Genomic DNA, 17,657 nt, shown 5'->3' with positions numbered 1-17,657 from the left:
CAGGAAAAATCCAGGAAGACCAGTCTCAACATCAAGCGCCAGAAGGCCGCCTGGAGCCCGAAGTATCTGGAGACCGTGCTCGGCATCAGCCCGAAGTAGGGGATCGGGCTTCATGCAATTGCCCTGGCCAGGCTCTCAGCCGCCGCCAGCACGTCATGCCGCTGCCGTAGCCCAGCTCCTGCGGCAGGTGTTCCCACCCAATCCCGGTGCGCAGCACGAACAGGATGCCGTTCAAGGCCCGCCTGTCGTCCACCCGCGGCCGGCCTCCCTGGGCCGAGCGCCGCGGTGCCTCAGGCAGCAACCCTTCCAACTTCTCCCACAGGGCAGCGCTGACTTCCTTGTCTCTCATCGGCCTTCAACGATTCAGACAGCGATGGCGACGACTGTGTTTTGTTAGCCGCTCTTATGGCGCGACGCTGCGCAGCTTCGCTGCAGCAGATCCCTCGTCGATCGAGGCGCTCTACAAGGATCTGGACGGGCAGGCGAAATCCTGCGCGGCCGGCTTTGTCCAGGCCCGCGAGCTGGTGACGGACGAGGCCGGCCGGAAGCTGCTCGACCAGGCAGCAGCAGCCGAACGCACTGCAGTCGAGATCATCTCGCAGGCCCGCCAGGAATACGCCAGCCGGGGAGAAGCCGCTGTGGCCTTCGGCATCCGGGTGGCGATGAGCACCGACCAGGAAAAAAATGAGGCCAGGCTGGTCGCCTGGACGCAGGCACTGCGTGCGCTCAGCGACTGGGACGATGCCACGCAGCGCCAGGTGGCAGAGGCAGCCGCACCGGTGGCCGCGCAGGCCGGCCAGGTGCTGCTCGGCGGTGCGGTGCTTGCGCTGCTGGTGGCGGCCGGACTGGGCACCTGGCTGACGCGCGACATCAGCCGCGGCCTGCGCCAGGCGGTCGACGCGGCGGCGCAGATGGCCTCGCACGACCTGTCGCGGCCGATCCCGCCGGGCCGCGCCGACGAGATCGGCGAGGTGCTGCTGGCGCTCGAGAATCTGCGCCAGCAGATGAACCGGATGGTCAGCGGCGTGCACGAGGCCGCGGCCTCGATCAGCCTGGCCGGCGGCGAGCTCGCCAGCGGCAGTCAGGACCTGAGCCAGCGCGCCGAGCAGGCCGCCGCCACGCTGCAGGTGACGCTGGGCACGCTCGACACGCTGAGCGGCTCGGTCACCGAGACGGGCGGATCGGCCCGCCAGGCCGACGAGCTGGCGCGCTCGGCCAGCGAGGTCGCCACCCATGGCGGACGCACCGTCTCGCAGGCGGTGTCGACGATGGGCGAGGTCGAGGCCGCCGCGCGCAAGATCTCCGACATCATCGGCATCATCGACGGCATCGCCTTCCAGACCAACATCCTGGCGCTGAATGCGGCGGTGGAGGCCGCCCGGGCCGGCGAGCAGGGCCGCGGCTTCGCGGTGGTCGCCGGCGAGGTGCGCAGCCTGGCACAGCGCAGCACCCAGGCCGCGCGCGAGATCAAGTCGCTGATCGGCGACTCGCTCGACAAGGTGGCCGCCGGTTCGCAGCAGGTGCGCCTGGCCGGCGACAGCACGCAGGCGCTGATGTGCTCGATCGAGCAGGTCTTCGGCCTGATCAGCACCATCTCGCAGCAGGCCAGCGGCCAGATGGGCGGTCTGGAGCAGACCCGCGGCGCGCTGCAGCAGCTCGACTCGGTGGCGCAGCAGAACGCGGCGATGGCCGAACAGACCGCCGCCGCGGTCAGCGCGCTGACCGAACAGGCCGACCGGCTCGGCGAGCTGGTCGGCGACTTCAGGCTCCAGGCCCAGGCGGCCTGAGGCCGCCCGGATCAGGGCTTGGGCGGAGTCTGCAGCATCCACTCGTGCGCCGGGTCGTTCCTGAAATGCCAGGCGCGGCCGGGACCGGCCATCACGTTGAGGTAGTACAGGTCATAGCCGTGCGGTGCCACGCAGGGGTGGTAGCCGCGCGGCACCATCACCACGTCGTGGTCCTCGACCACGCAGGCCTCGTCGAGGCTGCGGTCGTCGGTGTAGACCCGCTGGAAGGCGAAGCCCTGCGGCGGGTTGAGCCGGTGGTAGTAGGTCTCCTCGAGCAGCGTCTCCTCGGGCGGCATGTCGCGGTCATGCTTGTGCGGCGGATAGCTGCTCGAGTGGCCGCCCGGCGTGATGACCTCGGTCACCAGCAGGTGATCGGCGGTCGGGTCGTCGGCCATCAGCACGTCGCAGACATAGCGGGTGTTGCTGCCCTGGCCGCGCACGCTGCGGCGCATGGAGCTGCCGTCGATGCGCCGCACCGACTTGCCGCCATCGTACGGGGCGGTGCACAGCGCCACTTCCGCCGCGCCGCGCGCGGTGATGACCACCGTCTCGCCGCCGGGCACATAGAGCGCGTCGGGCGACTTCTCCTCGAAGACGCTCTCGCGCGAGCCCAGGCCGGCGTGCGTCGTGCCGCCGACCTGCACGTCGACCGTGCCGGTCAGCACGACCAGGCAGAGCTCGCGCGTGCCGGTCTCGAGCGATTCGCTCTCGCCGGCCTCCAGGCGCAGGGCCCGGAAGCCGACGTGCCTCCAGCCGGCGCTCTCGGGCGTGATGTCGCAGATCTGGCGGCCGGCGGCGGCCTTGACCAGCAGGGGGGACTGGGGCATGTCGGCTCCTGGCGGTTGAGCGGTCAGACCGCGCTGGCGTCGATGCGGTCGACGATGGCGCGCAGCGTGTCGTAGCCCTTCTTGGCGTACTCGTAGCTCGGGGCCACGGCCGGATCCTGTTCGGCCTCGACCACCAGCCAGCCCTCATAGCCGGCGTCGTGCAGCGTCGAGAGCACCGCGTCGTAGTCGATCACGCCGTCGCCGGGCACGGTGAAGGTACCGTTGATGACGCCGTGCAGGAAGCTCCAGCCGTCGTTGCGGGCCCGGGCAATGACCTGGGCGCGCACGTCCTTGCAGTGCACATGCACCACGCGGCCGACATGCTTCTTCAGCACCGCGACCGGGTCGGCGGCGCCGCCGAAGTAGGCGTGGCCGGTGTCGAACAGCAGGAAGACCTTGGCCGGATCGGTCAGGGCCATCAGCTTGTCGACGTCGGCCGGGCTCTCGACATAGGCACCCATGTGGTGGTGGTAGGCCAGCTTGATGCCGTAGGTCTCGATCAGGTGCTGGCCGAAGGCGTTCAGGCGCTCGGCGTAGGCGGCCCAGGCCGCGTCGTCCTTGAACTTCGGACGCTTGGCCACCGGGGTGTCGATCTGGCCCTGGATGGTGCCGGCACACTCGCCGTACACGACCACCTTGACGCCGTTGTACTGCAGCTTGCGCAGGTGGGCCTGGGCGCGCTCGATCTCGGCGGCGACCGCCTGGGCGTCGGTCTGGCCGACGGGCACTTCGGCCAGGAAGCCGGAATACCAGCCCGAGACGCAGACCAGGCCGAACTCGTCGAGCTTGGCCTTCAGGCCGGGACCGTCCTTCGGGAACTTGTTGCCCAGCTCGAAGCCGGCGTAGCCGATCTCGCGGCCTTCGGAGAGCGCCGTCTCCAGCGGGGTCTCGCCGCCCAGCGAGGGCAGGTCGTCGTTCATCCAGGACAGGGGATTGATGCCGATGCGGACGTTCCAGGTCATGGTGGGGTTCCTGAGAAAGAAGAGGGAAATGTTCAGGGGTTCGGGCCGGCAGCTCAGTTGAACTGCTTCTTCTTGGCGTCGAGGTAGCGGGCGTGCGCGGCCTCGACCTCGGGGCGCTGCGAGACCTGCGGGATGGCGACCTCCCACCAGGCGCCGCCGTCACCGGTGGTGCGGTGGTGCGTGGTGTCGATCACCAGCACCTGGCTGCGGGTGGCGCGGCGCGCGCGGGCCATCTCGCGGCGCAGCTCGGCCACGTCCTTGACATGGACCGCTTCGGCGCCGAGCGAGCGCCCGTTCATCGCGAAGTCGATCGCCGAGGGCACGCCGCCCTCGGGAATGCAGTCGTCGAGCATGTTGTTGAAGCTGGCTCCCCCGGACTTGAGCTGCAGCCGCTCGATGCAGCCGTAGCCGCGGTTGTCCAGCAGCACGACGATGATCTTGCGGCCCAGCATGACCGAGGTGGCCAGCTCGTTGTTGAGCATCATGTAGGAGCCGTCGCCCACCATGACGATCACCTCGCGCTCGGGGCGGGCCATCTTGGCGCCCAGGCCGCCCGCCACCTCGTAGCCCATGCACGAATAGGCATAGTCCATGTGGTAGTTGCCGGGCACGCCCGAGCGCCAGAGCTTGTGCAGCTCGGCGGGCAGGGTGCCGGCGGCGCAGACGACGATGTCGCTGGCGGCCGAGTCCAGCCCGATGTCGGCCGCGGACTCGCGCACCGCGCCGATCACCTCGGCGTCATAGGGCAGCGTGCCGGCGGCGGGCGTGTCCAGCGTCAGCTCGGTCACGCGGGCCAACCAGCCGGCGGCCAGATCGCGGGCCTGCGCGGTCCAGGCGGCGTCGGCCTTCCAGTCGCCCAGCGCGGCGCCGAGCTGGGCCAGACCGTCGCGGGCATCGGCCACCAGCATGCGGCCGCGCTTCTTGCCGGCATCGAAGGGCTGCACGTTCAGGCTCAGCAGCTTCGCGTGGGCATAGAGCGCGTGCGAGCCGGTGGTGAAATCCTGCAGCCGGGTGCCGACCGCGAAGACCACGTCGCAGTCCTCGGCCAGGCGGTTGGCCGCCGGCGAGCCGGTCACGCCGATCGAGCCCAGGTTGAGCGGATGGTTCCAGCCCAGGCTGCCCTTGCCGGCCTGCGACTCGGCCACCGGGATGCCGTGCGCCTCGGCGAAGGCGGCCAGCTCGGCCCAGGCCTGGCTGTAGAGCACGCCGCCGCCGGCGACGATCAGCGGCTTCTTCGCCGACTTCAGCAGCTCGGCGGCCGCGGCCAGTTCGCGCGCTTCGGCCGGCGGGCGGCGGAAGCGGATCACCTCGGGCTGGAAGAAGTCTTCCGGCCAGTCGTGCGCGAAGGTCTGCACGTCCTGCGGCAGCGCCAGGCAGACCGGGCCGCACTGGGCCGGGTCGGTCATCACCTGGATGGCCCTCGGCAGCGCCACCAGCAGCTGCTCGGGCGTGGTGATGCGGTCGAAGTAGCGGGTGACCGGGCGGAAGCAGTCGTTGGCGCTGAGGTCGCCCTGCTCGAAGCTCTCGACCTGCTGCAGCACCGGGTCGGGCAGGCGGCTGACGAAGACGTCGCCGGGCAGCAGCAGCACCGGCAGGCGGGCCACATGCGCCAGCGCGGCCGACGTCACCATGTTGGTGGCGCCGGGACCGATGCTGGAGGTCACCGCCATGATGCGCTGGCGGAAGTTCGTCTTGGCGTAGGCGATGGCCGCGTTGGCCATGCCCTGCTCGTTGTGGGCGCGGAAGGTCGGCAGCACCGCCTTCTCGGCCTGCAGCGCCTCGCCCAGGCCGGCCACGTTGCCGTGGCCGAAGATCGAGAACACGCCCCCGCAGTAGGGCAGCACCTCGGTGCGGCCGTCGGGCTGGGTGACTTCCGCCTTCAGCGCGGCCAGGTAGCGCACCAGCGCCTGGGCCACGGTCAGTCTCACGGTCTTCCTGTCCATCATGGATCTCGGTAGAAAATTCGGGGGATCAGCAGGCAACGGTGGCGTGTTGCAGGACTCAGGCGGCGGCTGCGCTGCGGCCGTCGTGGCGGCGCTTCCAGGCCTCGACCAGCGTGGCGAAGTTGCGCGCCACCTCGTCAATGAAGGCCGCGTCGTCGATCTGGCCGGCGAACCACTTCAGCGAGGCCTCGACCCACAGCGTGCGCCCGACCATGAATCCCTTGACGATCGGGTTGGTCGCCAGCGCGAAGCTGTCGGCCAGGTACTGCAGCGGCTGGTTCAGGCCCAGGATGACGGCGCCGCGGCAGTGCGGGTCGCGCTCGGCCACCAGCGCGGCCAAGCGGGTCCAGCCCTCGGGGCTCATCGGCGCGAGCTTCCACCATTCCGGCCGGACACCCAGGTTGTAGAAGCGCTTGACCGCGCGCAGCACCGCCTCGTCCTCGGTGCCGGCGGCCGTCATCGCCTTCGGGGGAATGATCTCCAGCAGCAGCTCGTTGCCGCTTTCGCGGGTGGCCTCCCACAGTTCGAGCACGCGCTGCTCCTGCTCCAGGCGCAGGTCGACCGCGTCGTCCGGGTGGTAGTGCACCAGGCACTTGACGACCTGCTCGGTCGGCCAGTGGACCAGCGCCGAGCCGACCGAGCGGGTGCCGTCGAAGCGCAAGGGGCGCGAGCCCGGCAGCTCGACCGGACGGCCCACCCACCAGCCGCGGCCGGTGGCGGCGGCCAGTGCGTCCTGACCGTAATCGCCGCCGTCGATCAGCACACCGGTGTGGCCCTGCAGCTGATGGCTGACTTCCACCTGCTCGGCCGCCTTGACCAGCAACTTCTTCAGCGCCGGGATCCGCGATTCGTCGGCGCCGGCCTCGCGCGCCAGATCATAGAACTGGCTGCGGTGGTCGAAGGCCATCACGCACAGCTCGTCCCAGACCGCGCGCGCCGGCGTGACCCGGTGCAGATGCGCCAGATCCTGGTCGGCATCGACCTTCGGGTTGCGGCTGCCGGAGAACCAGTGCGCCAGCTCCGCCGGCGTGGGCATCGCCGCCGAGCAGGCATGGCGCGAGACGACGATGGCGCCGCAGGCATTGGCGGTGCGGGTGGCTTCCCGCCAGTCCTGGCCGCGCAGCAGGCTCGCCAGCAGGCCCGACAGGAAGGCATCGCCGGCGCCCAGCACATTGAGCACTTCGACGCGCTCGCCGCGGAAGGTCGGCGCATGGTCGATCTCGGCCGGGACGTCGCCCTCGATGACGCAGCAGCCCAGCGCGCCGCGCTTGACCACCAGCACCGCGCCGGATGCCGCACGCACCGCGCGCAGGCAGGCCATCAGGTCTCCCGGCACGCCGCCGGCGATCAGGAACTCTTCCTCGGTGCCGACCAGCAGGTCGAACTCACCCAGCACCTGCTGGAGCTGCTGCGTGACGCGCGCGTCCGGCACATAGCGGTTCTCGCCGGCACCGCGCGAGGTCAGGCCCCACAGCACCGGGCGGTAGTCGATGTCGAGAATGCGCACCGTGCCGTGCTTCTTGGCGTAGTCCAGCGCGGTCAGCGCCGCCTCGCGGGTGGTCGGGGTGGAGAGGTGGGTGCCGGTCAGGGCCAGCGCGCGGCATTCGGCGATGAAGTCCTCGCGGATCTCGTCGGCGCGCACCGCCATGTCGGCGCAGTTCTCGCGCACGAACAGCAGCGGGAAGGTGTCGCGGTCCTTCAGGCCCAGCAGCACCAGCGCGGTCAGGCGCTCGGGATCGGTCTGCAGCGCCGACGTGTCGCAGCCCTCGCGCTCGAGCGTCTCGCGCAGGAAGTTGCCCATCTGGTCGTTGCCGACGCGCGAGACCATCGCGGTCTTCAGGCCCAGGCGCGCCACGCCGAACGCGACATTGCCCGAGGAGCCGCCCAGGTACATCTGGAAGCTGCGAGCGTCCTCGAGACGGCTGCCGAATTGCTGCGCGTACAGGTCGACCGCGACGCGACCCAGGCAGGCCAGGTCGATGCGGCGCCCGGCGGGAAAGTTCAGGATGCTCATGGAAATGTCCGGCCCGTGATGGAGGCAGCCCGGAGGCTGTGAAGGCAAGTGCAAACGCTGATGCGCTGATTGATGCGCTGATTGATGCGCCGATGCGCAGGCTTGTGCGGAAGTTGGCGCCCAGTCTAGGAGATACGGAAAAACAATTCCTTAGTGTATTCACTTAGAAATGTTTTTCCAAAATTTGCGTGCCTGAAGCTACAGTTGCCACCGTGCCGGACCGACAGGCCAACGCGCCCGCTCCACCGGACACTGGCTCACCCACCCAACCGGATGGCGCCCGGGGCGCCGACTTCGAAGAGGAGACAGAGATGAAGAAGATGCTGATGGCCGTTGCAGTGGCAGGCACGCTGGCCACCCCGATGGCCCACGCCCAGAAGATCGGCGTGACGATGGCGGCCTTCGACGACACCTTCCTGACCATCCTGCGCAACGGCATCAACGATTCCGCCAAGAAGGCGGGCGCCTCGGCGCAGCTCGAGGACGCCGGCAACGACGTGGGCAAGCAGCTCAGCCAGATCCAGAACATGATCGCGCAGAAGTTCGACGCGATCATCGTCAACCCGGTCGACACCGACGTGACGCCGAAGATCACCAAGATGGTGACCGACGCCAAGATCCCGCTGGTCTATGTCAACCGCAAGCCGGCCGACTTCGCCAAGCTGCCCGCCGGCGTGGCCTTCGTCGCCTCCGACGAGAAGGTCTCGGGCACGCTGCAGACCCAGCACATCTGCAAGCTGCTGAACGGCAAGGGCACGGTGCTGGTGCTGATGGGCGAGCTCTCCAACGAGGCCGCGCGCACCCGTACCCAGGACATCGAGGATGTCGTCAAGACCAAGGAGTGCTCGGGCCTGAAGATCGCCGACAAGCGCGAAGGCAAGTGGAGCCGCACCGCCGCCCAGGACATCACCACCAACTGGCTGTCGTCGGGCATGAAGTTCGACGCCATCATCGCCAACAACGACGAGATGGCGCTGGGCGCGATCAACGCGCTGAAGGCCTCGAAGAAGTGGACGCCGCAGAGCATCGTCGGCGGCATCGATGCCACCCCGGACGCGCTGGCCTCGATGAAGGCGGGCGAGCTGAAGGTCACGGTGTTCCAGAACGCCGCCGGCCAGGGCGCGGGCTCGGTCGATGCCGCGCTCAAGCTGATCAGGAAGCAGCCGGTCGACCGCTTCGTCAACGTGCCCTTCGAGCTGGTCACGCCGGAAAACCTGAGCAAGTACGCCGGCAAGAACTGATCGCGCCGGTGCGCTGATCACGGGCGGCCGGCGTGCCGCCCGCCGAGCTTTCTCCTCCCCACCGACCCGAACCCCGCGAGACCCCCGATGTCCGACACCGCCACCGTCGAGCGGCCCGATGCGGCCGCCTCCTCCGCCGCGCCGCCGCTGCTGGCGATCCAGGGCATCCGCAAGGCCTTTCCGGGCGTGGTCGCGCTCGACAATGTGCAGTTCAGCCTGCGTGCCGGCACGGTTCACGCGCTGATGGGCGAGAACGGCGCGGGCAAGTCGACGCTGATGAAGATCATCGCCGGCGTCTACATGCCCGATCAGGGCGAGATCCGCATCAAGGGCCAGCCGGTCGCGCTGAGCGGCCCGCTCGATGCGCTCGACCGCGGCATCGCGATGATCCATCAGGAACTCAACCTGATGCCCTTCATGACGATCGCGGAGAACATCTGGATCCGCCGCGAGCCGAAGAGCCGCCTCGGCCTGGTCGACCACGCCGAGATGCGCCGGCGCACCCAGGCGCTGTTCGACCGCCTGGCCATCGATCTCGATCCCGAGACCGAGATCCAGAGCCTGTCGATCGCCAGCCGCCAGATGGTGGAGATCGCCAAGGCGGTGTCCTTCGACTCGGACGTCCTCATCATGGACGAGCCGACCTCGGCGCTGACCGACAAGGAGGTCGCCCACCTGTTCCGCATCATTCGGCAGCTGCGCAGCCAGGGCAAGGGCATCGTCTACATCACCCACAAGATGAACGAGCTGTTCGAGATCGCCGACGAGTTCTCGGTGTTCCGCGACGGCAAGTACATCGGCACGCACGCCTCGAAGGACGTGACCCGCGACGACATCATCCGCATGATGGTCGGGCGCGAGATCACGCAGATGTTCCCCAAGGAAGAGGTGCCGATCGGCGATGTGGTGCTGTCGGTCAAGGACCTGAAGGTCGACGGTCTCTTCGAGGGCGTGAGCTTCGACCTGCGCGCCGGCGAGATCCTGGGCCTGGCGGGCCTGGTCGGCTCGGGGCGCTCCAACGTGGCCGAGGCGCTGTTCGGCGTGGTGCCTGCCACCGGCGGCACGATCGCGATCCGTGGCCGGACGGTGAAGATCGACTCGCCCGCCGCCGCGATGAAGCACGGCATGGCCTTCCTGACCGAAGACCGCAAGGACACCGGCTGCTTCCTGATCCTGGACATCCTCTCCAACATGGAGACGGCGGTGCTGCAGGACCGCCATGTCAGGTTCGGCTTCGTGCAGGAGGCGCAGCTCAGGCGCGACTGCGAGGAGATGAGCCGCACGCTGCGCGTCAAGACACCGGACCTGCAGGAGGTCATCCAGAACCTCTCCGGCGGCAACCAGCAGAAGGTGCTGATCGGCCGCTGGCTGCTGACCCGTCCGAAGATCCTGATCCTCGACGAGCCGACCCGAGGCATCGACGTCGGCGCCAAGGCCGAGATCCACCGCCTGGTGAGCAGGCTCGCCGGCGAGGGCGTCGCGGTGCTGATGATTTCCTCGGAAATGCCCGAGGTGCTCGGCATGAGCGACCGGGTCATGGTCATGCACGAGGGCCGCATGACCGGCATCGTCGACCGGGCCCAGGCCGATCAGGTGACCATCATGGACCTGGCCTCGCGCTGAATTCCCGGCACACGCACATCAACAAGATCCACGAGATCAACGAACTCACCGAAGCGGAGACCTTCATGGCAAGCACCAACGCGACTGTCGGCGCCCAGTCGATGACCTTCAAGCCGGCCAAGCGCAAGTGGCCGCCCGAGACCAGCATCTTCCTGGTGCTGGTCGGCATCTGTCTGCTGTTCGAGGGCCTGGGCTGGTGGGTCAACGGCCAGAGCTTCCTGATGAATGTCGACCGCCTGCAGATCATCATCCTGCAGATGGCGGTCATCGGCATCATCGCCATCGGCGTCAACCTGGTGATCATCACCAGCGGCATCGACCTGTCCTCGGGCTCGGTGGTGGCGGCGGCGGCGGTCGTCTCGGCCAGCCTGGCGCAGGTGTCGGACTTCCCCCGCGCGATCTTTCCGCATCTGACCGACCTGCCGATCATCTGGCCGGTCCTGGCCGGTGCACTGGTCGGGCTGATCGTCGGGCTGATCAACGGCTCGCTGATCGCCTACACCGCGATCCCGGCCTTCATCGCCACGCTGGGCACGATGGTGGCCGCACGCGGCTTCGCCAAGTGGTTCACCAACGGCATGCCGGTGTCGATGCTGACCGACGACTTCGCCTGGATCGGCGCAGGCGCCAACCCGGTCATCATCTTCCTGGTGCTGGCCGCCATCTTCCATGTGGTGCTGCGCTACACCCGTTTCGGCAAGTTCACCTACGCGATCGGCGCCAACCGCCAGGCGGCACGGGTCTCGGGCATCAATGTCAACCGCCACCTGATCTGGGTCTACTCGATCGCCGGTCTGCTGGCCGGCATCGCCGGCACGGTGACCGCCGCACGCGCCGTCTCCGGCCAGTCCGGCATGGGCGTGATGTACGAGCTCGACGCGATCGCCGCGGTCGTGATCGGCGGCACCTCGCTGGCCGGCGGCCTGGGCCGCATCACCGGCACCGTGATCGGCGTGCTGATCCTGGGCGTGATGACCTCCGGCTTCACCTTCATCCGCATCGACGCCTACTACCAGGAGATGGTCAAGGGCGCGATCATCGTCGCGGCGGTGGTGGCTGACCAGTATCGCCAGCGCAACCGCCGCGGCTGATCAGGGCCGGCCGGACGGATTCTGCGGGGGCAGCAAGGGCTTGATCAGCCGGATCAGCTCGCTGCCCCCGACCGGCTTGATCAGCCAGCCGGTGGCACCGATGTTCTTGGCCTGATCGCGCTTGGCCTGCTGGTCGCGTGTCGTCAGCGCCAGGATCGGCGTGAAGCGCAGCAGCTTGCGCGCCTCGGCGATGAAGGAAATGCCGTCCATGCACGGCATGTTGATGTCGGTGATGATCAGGTCCGGGCGCAGCCCGGACTGCAGCCGCGCCAGTGCCGTCTGCCCCTCCGGCGCCAGCACGACCGCGTAGCCGCTGATCTCGAGCGTGTTCTGGAGACTCTGGCGCATCGTCGCCGAATCCTCCACCACCAGGATGGTTTGCATCGTCTCCTCCAGACTTCGGACTTCAGGATTCAGGATCAGAACAGCTCGATCTTGGGTCCGGCCGGCTCGCTGACCGCAGCCAGCTCGGGCTGTGGCCGGACCGGTGCCGAGCCTGATGAGCCGGTCGAACCGGCACCGCCCGTGGCCTGGGCGTGGGCCTTGCGCTGGCTGTGCATCACGTAGTTCTCGCTCCAGCGGGTGATCAGGTGCTCGAGCTGAACGGGCGGCGGCGGCGCATCGCCGTCGAGCAGCTCGTAGAGCTGGGAGAAATGCTCCGACATGCCCACCAGCGCCATGTTGACCTGCTCGAGCATCTGGCGGTTGATGTCCTGGAACTGCATGTCGCCCAGCGTGTCGATCACGTCCTGGGTCATCGCACGAATGGTGCTGTCCATGCTGGAGGAGAGATCGCCCAGGTAGGGCACGACATCGCCGAGGGTGCGGCTCATCGTCTCGATGTGGCTGGCGATCTCGTCGAGCTGCTCGGCCGTGCTGGACGACGCTCCTCGGTCGCTGCCGGCAGAGCGTGCGGACGACTGCAGATCGATCTGCTCGGCCGCATGCGCGATGCCCTCGGTGATCTTCTGCGCCGCCTCGGCGGTCTGGGTGGAGAGATTGCGCACCTCGGCCGCCACCACCTTGAAGCCGGCGCCTTCCTGACCGGCACGCGCGGCCTCGATCGACGCATTGATCGCCAGCAGATTGGTCTGGCGCGAGATGTTGGAGATCAGCTCGGCCAGCGGCGTGAGCGCACGGACCTGATCGGCCACCGCCCGCACACGCAGCACGCTCTCGTCGCGCCCCTGCTCGAAGGCCTTCTGGTGCTCGGCCAGCGAACTGACCGCAGCGGTGTGCTGGCCCGCCCGCGACAGGGTCTCCGCCGAGAGGCTGTGCGATCGGCCTACCGCCTGGTCGACCCGCTCATGCAGCTGGATGACCGTGGCATGCACCCGCTGCATGCGCTCCATCATCGACATGACCGCATCTTCCGAGGTCTTGATGGTCGCCTTGACCTGGGCCTCGAGAATGCCGAAGGCCTGGCGCAGCGTTCCGATGTCCTGCGCGATCACGTCGGCAGCACGGTCCTGGCGGACCCGACCGCTGGGCCCCTGCCAGCGGCCCAGGGCATGGCCGGCGCCCAGGCCGCCGATCAGCGCGCCCGCGGTGCCGGTGCCGACCAGCTCGGGCCAGGCCAGATGCACCGCGACGGTCAGCAGCCCCAGGCTGCCCAGCACCGCATGGCGAGCGTTCAGGCGGCGCCATGCCGGCGATGCGGCGACATGCGAGGTCGTGTCCGTTCTCTGGTTCATGATGTGCTCGTGCGTGCTGCCGCTGCCTGCCTGATGCGGCATGGGAAAAGGCGAGGGAGAATGCTCAGGATCAGGCTCCGGGCAGCACCTGCTTGATGACCTTGACCAGATCGGAGCCGCCGACCGGCTTGACCAGCCAGCCGGTGGCGCCGTTCTTCTTGGCCTCGTCGCGCTTGCCCTGCTGGCTCTCGGTGGTCAGTGCCAGGATCGGGGTGAAGCGCAGCAGCTTGCGCGCCTCGCGGATCAGCTGGATGCCGTCCATGCGCGGCATGTTGATGTCGGTGATGATCAGGTCGGGCTTCAGACCGGTCTTGAGCCGGTCCAGCGCCGCCTGGCCGTCTCCGGCGGTGTCGACCTTGAAGCCGCTCATCTCCAGCGTGCCCTTCAGGCTCATCAGCATCGTCGCGGAGTCGTCGACCAGAAAGACGTGTTTCATCGGGGAGCCCCCTGCAGTTCATGGAGAAAGTCGGGCTGGCACGGCAGCGGCTGGGGTGGCCGCCGCTTCATGACGAAGCCTGCGGCGCCAGGGCCGCCTGGAGCCAGGGATCGGCCGGCATGCCTGTCACACGAGGTCGCAGGGCAAGCAGCACCTGCAGCACCGCGGCGTGCATGTGCTCGCACTTGCCCACATTGACGGCCGCCCGGGGCTGCGACTTGAGCCACTGCTGCAGCTCTTCCGCTTCCTCGGCGCTGATCCGGCCCTGCAGCGTGACGGATTTCTTCAGGTATCGGATGCCCATCAGACCAGCTCCTTCGGGTTGAGGATCATCAGCACGCTGCCATCGCCCATCAGCGCGGTGCCGGCGAAGCCGGTGATGCCCGCCAGCACGCCCTCGAGCGGCTTGAGGATGATGTCGGAGGTGCCGTGGAAGTTGTCGACCAGCAGGCCGATGCTCTCGCTGCCGAGCCGCACCACCAGCACCGCCAGCTCGCCGTCGCTGTTGGGCTGAGGCGGCAGGTCCATGCCCAGCATGTCGGAGAGCGCGCGCAGCGGCACGATGCGCCCGCGCAGCACCGTGGTCTGCGAACGCTTGAAATGGTGGATGTCCTCGGCCGGCACCCGCACCGTCTCGACGATCAGATCCATCGGCACGCCGAAGTGGCGACCGCCGGCCTCGATCATCATCACGTTGGTCACCGCCATCGACAGCGGCAGCGTCAGCCGCACCGTGGTGCCGCGGCCGCGCTCGCTCTCGAGCTCGACCTGGCCGTTGATGCGCTCGACCGCGGTGCGCACCACGTCCATGCCGACGCCACGTCCCGACAGGTCGGAGATCGACTCGGCCGTGGAGAATCCCGGCAGGAAGACCAGCTGCACCGCTTCCACGTCGCTGAGCGAGGAGGCGCGGTCGGCCGGGATCAGCCCGCGCTCGACCGCCTTGGCCCGCACCCGCTCGGTGTCGATGCCGGCGCCGTCGTCGCTGATCGTCAGCACGACGCGGTCGCCTTCCTGGCGCGCCGCGACACGCAGCACGCCCTGCGGCGGCTTGCCGCTGGCCACGCGCACGTCGGGCGTCTCCAGCCCGTGGTCCAGGCTGTTGCGCAGGATGTGGATCAGCGGATCGGCCAGCGACTCGATGACGTTCTTGTCGGCCTCGGTCTCCTCGCCCTCGACCACCAGCGAGACATCCTTGCCGAGCTTCTTGCCGATGTCGCGCACCAGGCGGCCGAAACGCTGGAAGATGATCCCGACCGGCAGCATGCGCACCTGCATGATCGCGTGCTGCATGTCCTCGGCGATGCGGTTGATCACCGAATACTGGGCCTTGATCTCGCGGGCCAGCTCGCGCTGCTGGAACACCGTCTCGGCGCGGGTGGCCAGATAGGGCAGGGCGTTCTTGGCCACCACCATCTCGCCGATCAGCTCCATCAGCCGGTCGATCTTGTCCTGCGAGACCTTCAGCACCTTCTGGCCGCGTTCGGGCGAGCCGGGTTCGTCACCAGCCTGAGCACCCTGGCCGGTCGACCCACGCTGAGGAATCGGGGCGGCCGGGCTGCCGGCGACCGGGTCCGATGCGCTACCCGCCGCCGTGAGCGGCTGCGGATCGGCCTGTGCGGCCGCCGGACGGCCAGGCCGATGCTGGCGTGCCCACTGCAGCAGCGGCGCCGGCCCCGGCGGCAGCTGGGCCAGCGAGGCGTGCGCACTGCGCGCCGCCTCGTCGTCGATGCAGCTCAGCAGGTTCTGCAGCGTCGCGCGGGTGGCGGCCACCGTGCCCGCCGCCACGCCGGCGCGGCCCAGCAGCCGACACTGGTCGTCCCAGATCTGCTGCAGGCGCCTGAGCATCAGCGCCTCATGCTCGTCGGCCGGATCGATCGATGCTGCGACGCCGCGCGATCCCTCCTGCTCGTTGCGCACCGCCGACAGATCGAGCACCACCGGAGCGGCGGCCACAGGGGCCGGCATCTCCACCAGCTCGATCTGCTCGGGCACATAGCGGAAATGCGCCGCGACCTCGGACTGCGGTGCGTCGCTGACGATCACCAGATCGAGATTGCAGGCATAGCAGTCGAAGTCGTCCGCTACCGGCCAGGGCTGACGGGCCGCGACCGAGAGATGGCGCAGGCCCGGGGTCAGCCGGGCGTGGTGCCAGGGATCCTCGCCCTTGAAGAAGCAGTCGGGCTCGGGCTGGTAGCGCACCGCGATGCGCCCCGCCTGGCGAGCCGCCTCGGGAATGCGCTCGGCCCAGGCCGGGAGTGGCGCGGGCTCAGGAGGCGGTGCCGGCACGGATGTGGTCGCTGCGGCAGGCGCAGCAGGCTCCGCAGGCGCACTGAGATGCTGGCGCAGACGCTGCGCGATCGGGCTGGCCCGCTCGTCGGCCTGCTCCGGCAGCGCGCCCCGGGTCTCGATCGCATCGATCAGCTCGGCGGTGAAGTCCATCGCCTCCAGCAGCGTGTCTGCAATCTCCGGCCCGTAGGCCAGGGCCCCGTTGCGCACCCGGTCCAGCAGATCCTCACCGGCATGCACCACCCGCTCCAGCGCCTTGAACTCGAACAGGCCGCAGTTGCCCTTGAGGGTGTGGACCTGGCGGAACAGGTCGTTGAGCAGTTCGGTGTCGTCAGGGGACTTCTCGACATCGAGCAGACGCTGGCCGATGCACTCGAGGCACTCGCGTGCCTCCAGGATGAACTGCTCCAGGAGTTCGGTCGAGTTCATGCGCTGACTCCCTGCATGCGACCGGCGGCGATGCGCCGGGCGGTGACGCCATCGCCCATCAGCAGCGCGGCGGTCAGCACCAGATCGCGCGGGCGCGCCGGCTTGATCAGATAGCCGTTGGCGCCCGCCTCCTCGGCAGCGGCGGCATCATGCATCTGGGCCTCGGTCGAGACCATCAGCACCGGAGCCTGGGCGAGCTGCGGCAGGCGGCGCAGCTCGCGCACCAGCGTGTAGCCGTCCATCTTGGGCATGTTGACATCCACGACATACAGGTCGTAGGCCGGCCCGCCCGGACGGGCCATCACCCGCTCGAGGGCTTCCAGTCCGTTGACGGCCTCGTCGACGCTCCAGCCGGCATCGCCGAGCATCTTGCGGTGATACATGCGCACGGTCGCGGCATCGTCGACCACGAGAATGTGCTTCATGGGCGCTCTCCGGGAAGGGGTTTCTGGTAGACCATCGCGTCCGGAAAACGGCGCACGGCATAGAGCGAGGAAATCCGGCTCATCGACTCCGAGTGCCCCAGGCAGACGAATCCGCCGGGATTGAGCGCGTCGTACATCGCCTCGGCGGCGAGACGGCGCGACAGGTCGTCGAAATAGATCAGCAGGTTGCGGCAGAAGATCACGTCGATGTCGCGAAAGCGCCGGGTGTCGGCCGCATCGCTGAGATTGACGCGGCTGAAGTCGACCGCAGCGACCAGATCGCGCGAGATCTGGTATTCGTTGTCGGACAGGCGCCGGAAATACTTGTCCAGGTAGTGCTTGGGCAGATTGGCCACCGATCGGGCCGAGTAGACGCCGCGCTCGGCCGCCGCCAGCACCGTGGTGTCGATGTCGGAGGACAGGATCTCGACCTCGTAGTCGTCGATGTGGCGCCAGCGCTCGAGCAGGTAGATCGCGATCGAGTAGGGCTCCTCGCCGGTCGACGAGGGAATCGACCAGATCCGGATTCGGCCGCCCTTGCGCTTGCGCCGCGCCACCTCGTCGAGCATGTCGTTGACCAGGCAGTCGAACTGGTAGCTCTCGCGGAAGAAATAGGTCTCGTTGACCGTCATCAGATTGACCAGCTGCTGCAGCTCGCGGCCGTCGGCCTCGAAGCGCAGCGCGATGAAATAGGCCCGGAAGCTGTCGCTCCCGGTGGCCTCGATGCGCTCGATCAGGCGCTTGTCGACGAAGTAGCGCTTGCTTTCCTCGAAATGGATGCCGGTCTTGCGATAGAAGAATTCGCGGAACTTCAGGAAGTCCGCATCGCTGATCGTCGGCGGGACGATCGCGGGGGCGGTGGCGGCTTTCATCGGCCTGTCCTTCGCGGGGGCGGG

Annotated in this window: 15 protein-coding genes and 1 pseudogene; 4 read left to right on the top strand and 12 right to left on the bottom strand. The window is 68.5% G+C overall.

Going from position 1 to position 17,657, the window contains the following annotated elements:
* Window positions 1-127: 127 nt before the first annotated feature.
* Window positions 128-349: pseudogene (locus HZU84_RS16115) on the bottom strand (transposase); the annotation flags it as partial.
* Here HZU84_RS16115 and HZU84_RS16110 point away from each other — a divergent pair.
* The gene (locus tag HZU84_RS16110; RefSeq protein ID WP_149505493.1) at window positions 339-1,787 is read left to right on the top strand and encodes a methyl-accepting chemotaxis protein; all 1,449 of its coding nucleotides are present in this window, start codon (window positions 339-341) and stop codon (window positions 1,785-1,787) included. The pseudogene HZU84_RS16115 and the gene HZU84_RS16110 overlap by 11 nt on opposite strands.
* An 11-nt stretch (window positions 1,788-1,798) precedes the next feature.
* On the opposite strand, the gene iolB is transcribed toward HZU84_RS16110, so the two are convergent.
* The 4 genes from iolB to HZU84_RS16090 are packed head-to-tail and all read right to left on the bottom strand — an operon-like array spanning window position 1,799 to window position 7,533.
* A complete protein-coding gene (gene iolB / locus HZU84_RS16105) occupies window positions 1,799-2,614 on the bottom strand; it encodes a 5-deoxy-glucuronate isomerase (protein WP_149505494.1) in 816 nt (271 codons plus the stop codon).
* 23 nt (window positions 2,615-2,637) lie between these two features.
* Window positions 2,638-3,576: a myo-inosose-2 dehydratase gene (gene iolE, locus HZU84_RS16100; protein WP_149505495.1), complete on the bottom strand. Its 939-nt coding sequence runs from the start codon at window positions 3,574-3,576 to the stop codon at window positions 2,638-2,640.
* A 53-nt stretch (window positions 3,577-3,629) separates the two neighbouring features.
* A complete protein-coding gene (gene iolD / locus HZU84_RS16095; RefSeq protein WP_149505496.1) occupies window positions 3,630-5,519 on the bottom strand; it encodes a 3D-(3,5/4)-trihydroxycyclohexane-1,2-dione acylhydrolase (decyclizing) in 1,890 nt (629 codons plus the stop codon).
* Window positions 5,520-5,577: 58 nt separating this feature from the next.
* Entirely contained in the window at window positions 5,578-7,533 is a 1,956-nt protein-coding gene (locus HZU84_RS16090) for a bifunctional 5-dehydro-2-deoxygluconokinase/5-dehydro-2-deoxyphosphogluconate aldolase (protein WP_149505497.1), read from the bottom strand.
* Window positions 7,534-7,844: 311 nt separating this feature from the next.
* Here HZU84_RS16090 and HZU84_RS16085 point away from each other — a divergent pair, with 311 nt between their 5' ends.
* From HZU84_RS16085 to HZU84_RS16075, 3 genes are all read left to right on the top strand, one after another.
* Window positions 7,845-8,774 (top strand): sugar ABC transporter substrate-binding protein, encoded by a 930-nt coding sequence (locus tag HZU84_RS16085; protein WP_149505498.1) that lies wholly within the window; start codon window positions 7,845-7,847, stop codon window positions 8,772-8,774.
* An 87-nt stretch (window positions 8,775-8,861) separates the two neighbouring features.
* Window positions 8,862-10,397, top strand: a complete 1,536-nt coding sequence (locus HZU84_RS16080; protein WP_149505499.1) for a sugar ABC transporter ATP-binding protein — start codon at window positions 8,862-8,864, stop codon at window positions 10,395-10,397.
* 65 nt (window positions 10,398-10,462) lie between these two features.
* Window positions 10,463-11,488 carry an ABC transporter permease gene (locus HZU84_RS16075; protein ID WP_149505500.1) on the top strand — a complete coding sequence of 342 codons (1,026 nt, stop codon included), beginning with the start codon at window positions 10,463-10,465 and terminating at the stop codon, window positions 11,486-11,488.
* On the opposite strand, the gene HZU84_RS16070 is transcribed toward HZU84_RS16075, so the two are convergent.
* The 7 genes from HZU84_RS16070 to HZU84_RS16040 all read right to left on the bottom strand — a co-directional run bounded on the left by HZU84_RS16070 (window position 11,489) and on the right by HZU84_RS16040 (window position 17,633).
* Complete coding sequence (locus HZU84_RS16070; protein ID WP_149505501.1) at window positions 11,489-11,872, bottom strand: response regulator; 384 nt, start codon at window positions 11,870-11,872, stop codon at window positions 11,489-11,491.
* Between the two features lie 35 nt (window positions 11,873-11,907).
* A complete protein-coding gene (locus HZU84_RS16065) occupies window positions 11,908-13,182 on the bottom strand; it encodes a methyl-accepting chemotaxis protein (protein ID WP_149505502.1) in 1,275 nt (424 codons plus the stop codon).
* 70 nt (window positions 13,183-13,252) lie between these two features.
* Complete coding sequence (locus tag HZU84_RS16060; protein ID WP_149505503.1) at window positions 13,253-13,618, bottom strand: response regulator; 366 nt, start codon at window positions 13,616-13,618, stop codon at window positions 13,253-13,255.
* Between the two features lie 67 nt (window positions 13,619-13,685).
* On the bottom strand, window positions 13,686-13,922 hold the full coding sequence (locus HZU84_RS16055; RefSeq protein ID WP_149505504.1) for a hypothetical protein: 237 nt from the start codon (window positions 13,920-13,922) through the stop codon (window positions 13,686-13,688).
* Window positions 13,922-16,336, bottom strand: a complete 2,415-nt coding sequence (locus HZU84_RS16050) for a chemotaxis protein CheA (RefSeq protein WP_149505505.1) — start codon at window positions 16,334-16,336, stop codon at window positions 13,922-13,924. The genes HZU84_RS16055 and HZU84_RS16050 overlap by 1 nt, the downstream gene beginning before the upstream one ends.
* Window positions 16,333-16,761, bottom strand: a complete 429-nt coding sequence (locus HZU84_RS16045; protein WP_149505506.1) for a response regulator — start codon at window positions 16,759-16,761, stop codon at window positions 16,333-16,335. Before HZU84_RS16045 ends, HZU84_RS16050 begins: the two co-directional genes overlap by 4 nt.
* Window positions 16,758-17,633 (bottom strand): CheR family methyltransferase, encoded by an 876-nt coding sequence (locus HZU84_RS16040; RefSeq protein WP_149505507.1) that lies wholly within the window; start codon window positions 17,631-17,633, stop codon window positions 16,758-16,760. The genes HZU84_RS16045 and HZU84_RS16040 overlap by 4 nt, the downstream gene beginning before the upstream one ends.
* Between the last annotated feature and the right edge of the window lie 24 nt (window positions 17,634-17,657).

The sequence above is a fragment of the Sphaerotilus sulfidivorans genome, assembly GCF_013426975.1.
Taxonomy (GTDB): domain Bacteria; phylum Pseudomonadota; class Gammaproteobacteria; order Burkholderiales; family Burkholderiaceae_C; genus Sphaerotilus; species Sphaerotilus sulfidivorans.
Note: the sequence above shows the minus strand (reverse complement) of the source record. Positions and strands in the feature narration are given on the sequence as shown.

Excerpts from the sequence above, each read along its gene's own strand:
- HZU84_RS16075 (WP_149505500.1), top strand. The coding sequence starts at position 10,463 with ATGGCAAGCACCAACGCGACTGTCGGCGCCCAGTCGATGACCTTCAAG.
- HZU84_RS16050 (WP_149505505.1), bottom strand. The coding sequence starts at position 16,336 with ATGAACTCGACCGAACTCCTGGAGCAGTTCATCCTGGAGGCACGCGAG.
- iolE (WP_149505495.1), bottom strand. The coding sequence starts at position 3,576 with ATGACCTGGAACGTCCGCATCGGCATCAATCCCCTGTCCTGGATGAAC.
- HZU84_RS16065 (WP_149505502.1), bottom strand. The coding sequence starts at position 13,182 with ATGAACCAGAGAACGGACACGACCTCGCATGTCGCCGCATCGCCGGCA.
- iolB (WP_149505494.1), bottom strand. The coding sequence starts at position 2,614 with ATGCCCCAGTCCCCCCTGCTGGTCAAGGCCGCCGCCGGCCGCCAGATC.
- iolD (WP_149505496.1), bottom strand. The coding sequence starts at position 5,519 with ATGGACAGGAAGACCGTGAGACTGACCGTGGCCCAGGCGCTGGTGCGC.
- HZU84_RS16060 (WP_149505503.1), bottom strand. The coding sequence starts at position 13,618 with ATGAAACACGTCTTTCTGGTCGACGACTCCGCGACGATGCTGATGAGC.
- HZU84_RS16080 (WP_149505499.1), top strand. The coding sequence starts at position 8,862 with ATGTCCGACACCGCCACCGTCGAGCGGCCCGATGCGGCCGCCTCCTCC.
- HZU84_RS16040 (WP_149505507.1), bottom strand. The coding sequence starts at position 17,633 with ATGAAAGCCGCCACCGCCCCCGCGATCGTCCCGCCGACGATCAGCGAT.
- HZU84_RS16085 (WP_149505498.1), top strand. The coding sequence starts at position 7,845 with ATGAAGAAGATGCTGATGGCCGTTGCAGTGGCAGGCACGCTGGCCACC.
- HZU84_RS16070 (WP_149505501.1), bottom strand. The coding sequence starts at position 11,872 with ATGCAAACCATCCTGGTGGTGGAGGATTCGGCGACGATGCGCCAGAGT.
- HZU84_RS16045 (WP_149505506.1), bottom strand. The coding sequence starts at position 16,761 with ATGAAGCACATTCTCGTGGTCGACGATGCCGCGACCGTGCGCATGTAT.
- HZU84_RS16055 (WP_149505504.1), bottom strand. The coding sequence starts at position 13,922 with ATGGGCATCCGATACCTGAAGAAATCCGTCACGCTGCAGGGCCGGATC.
- HZU84_RS16090 (WP_149505497.1), bottom strand. The coding sequence starts at position 7,533 with ATGAGCATCCTGAACTTTCCCGCCGGGCGCCGCATCGACCTGGCCTGC.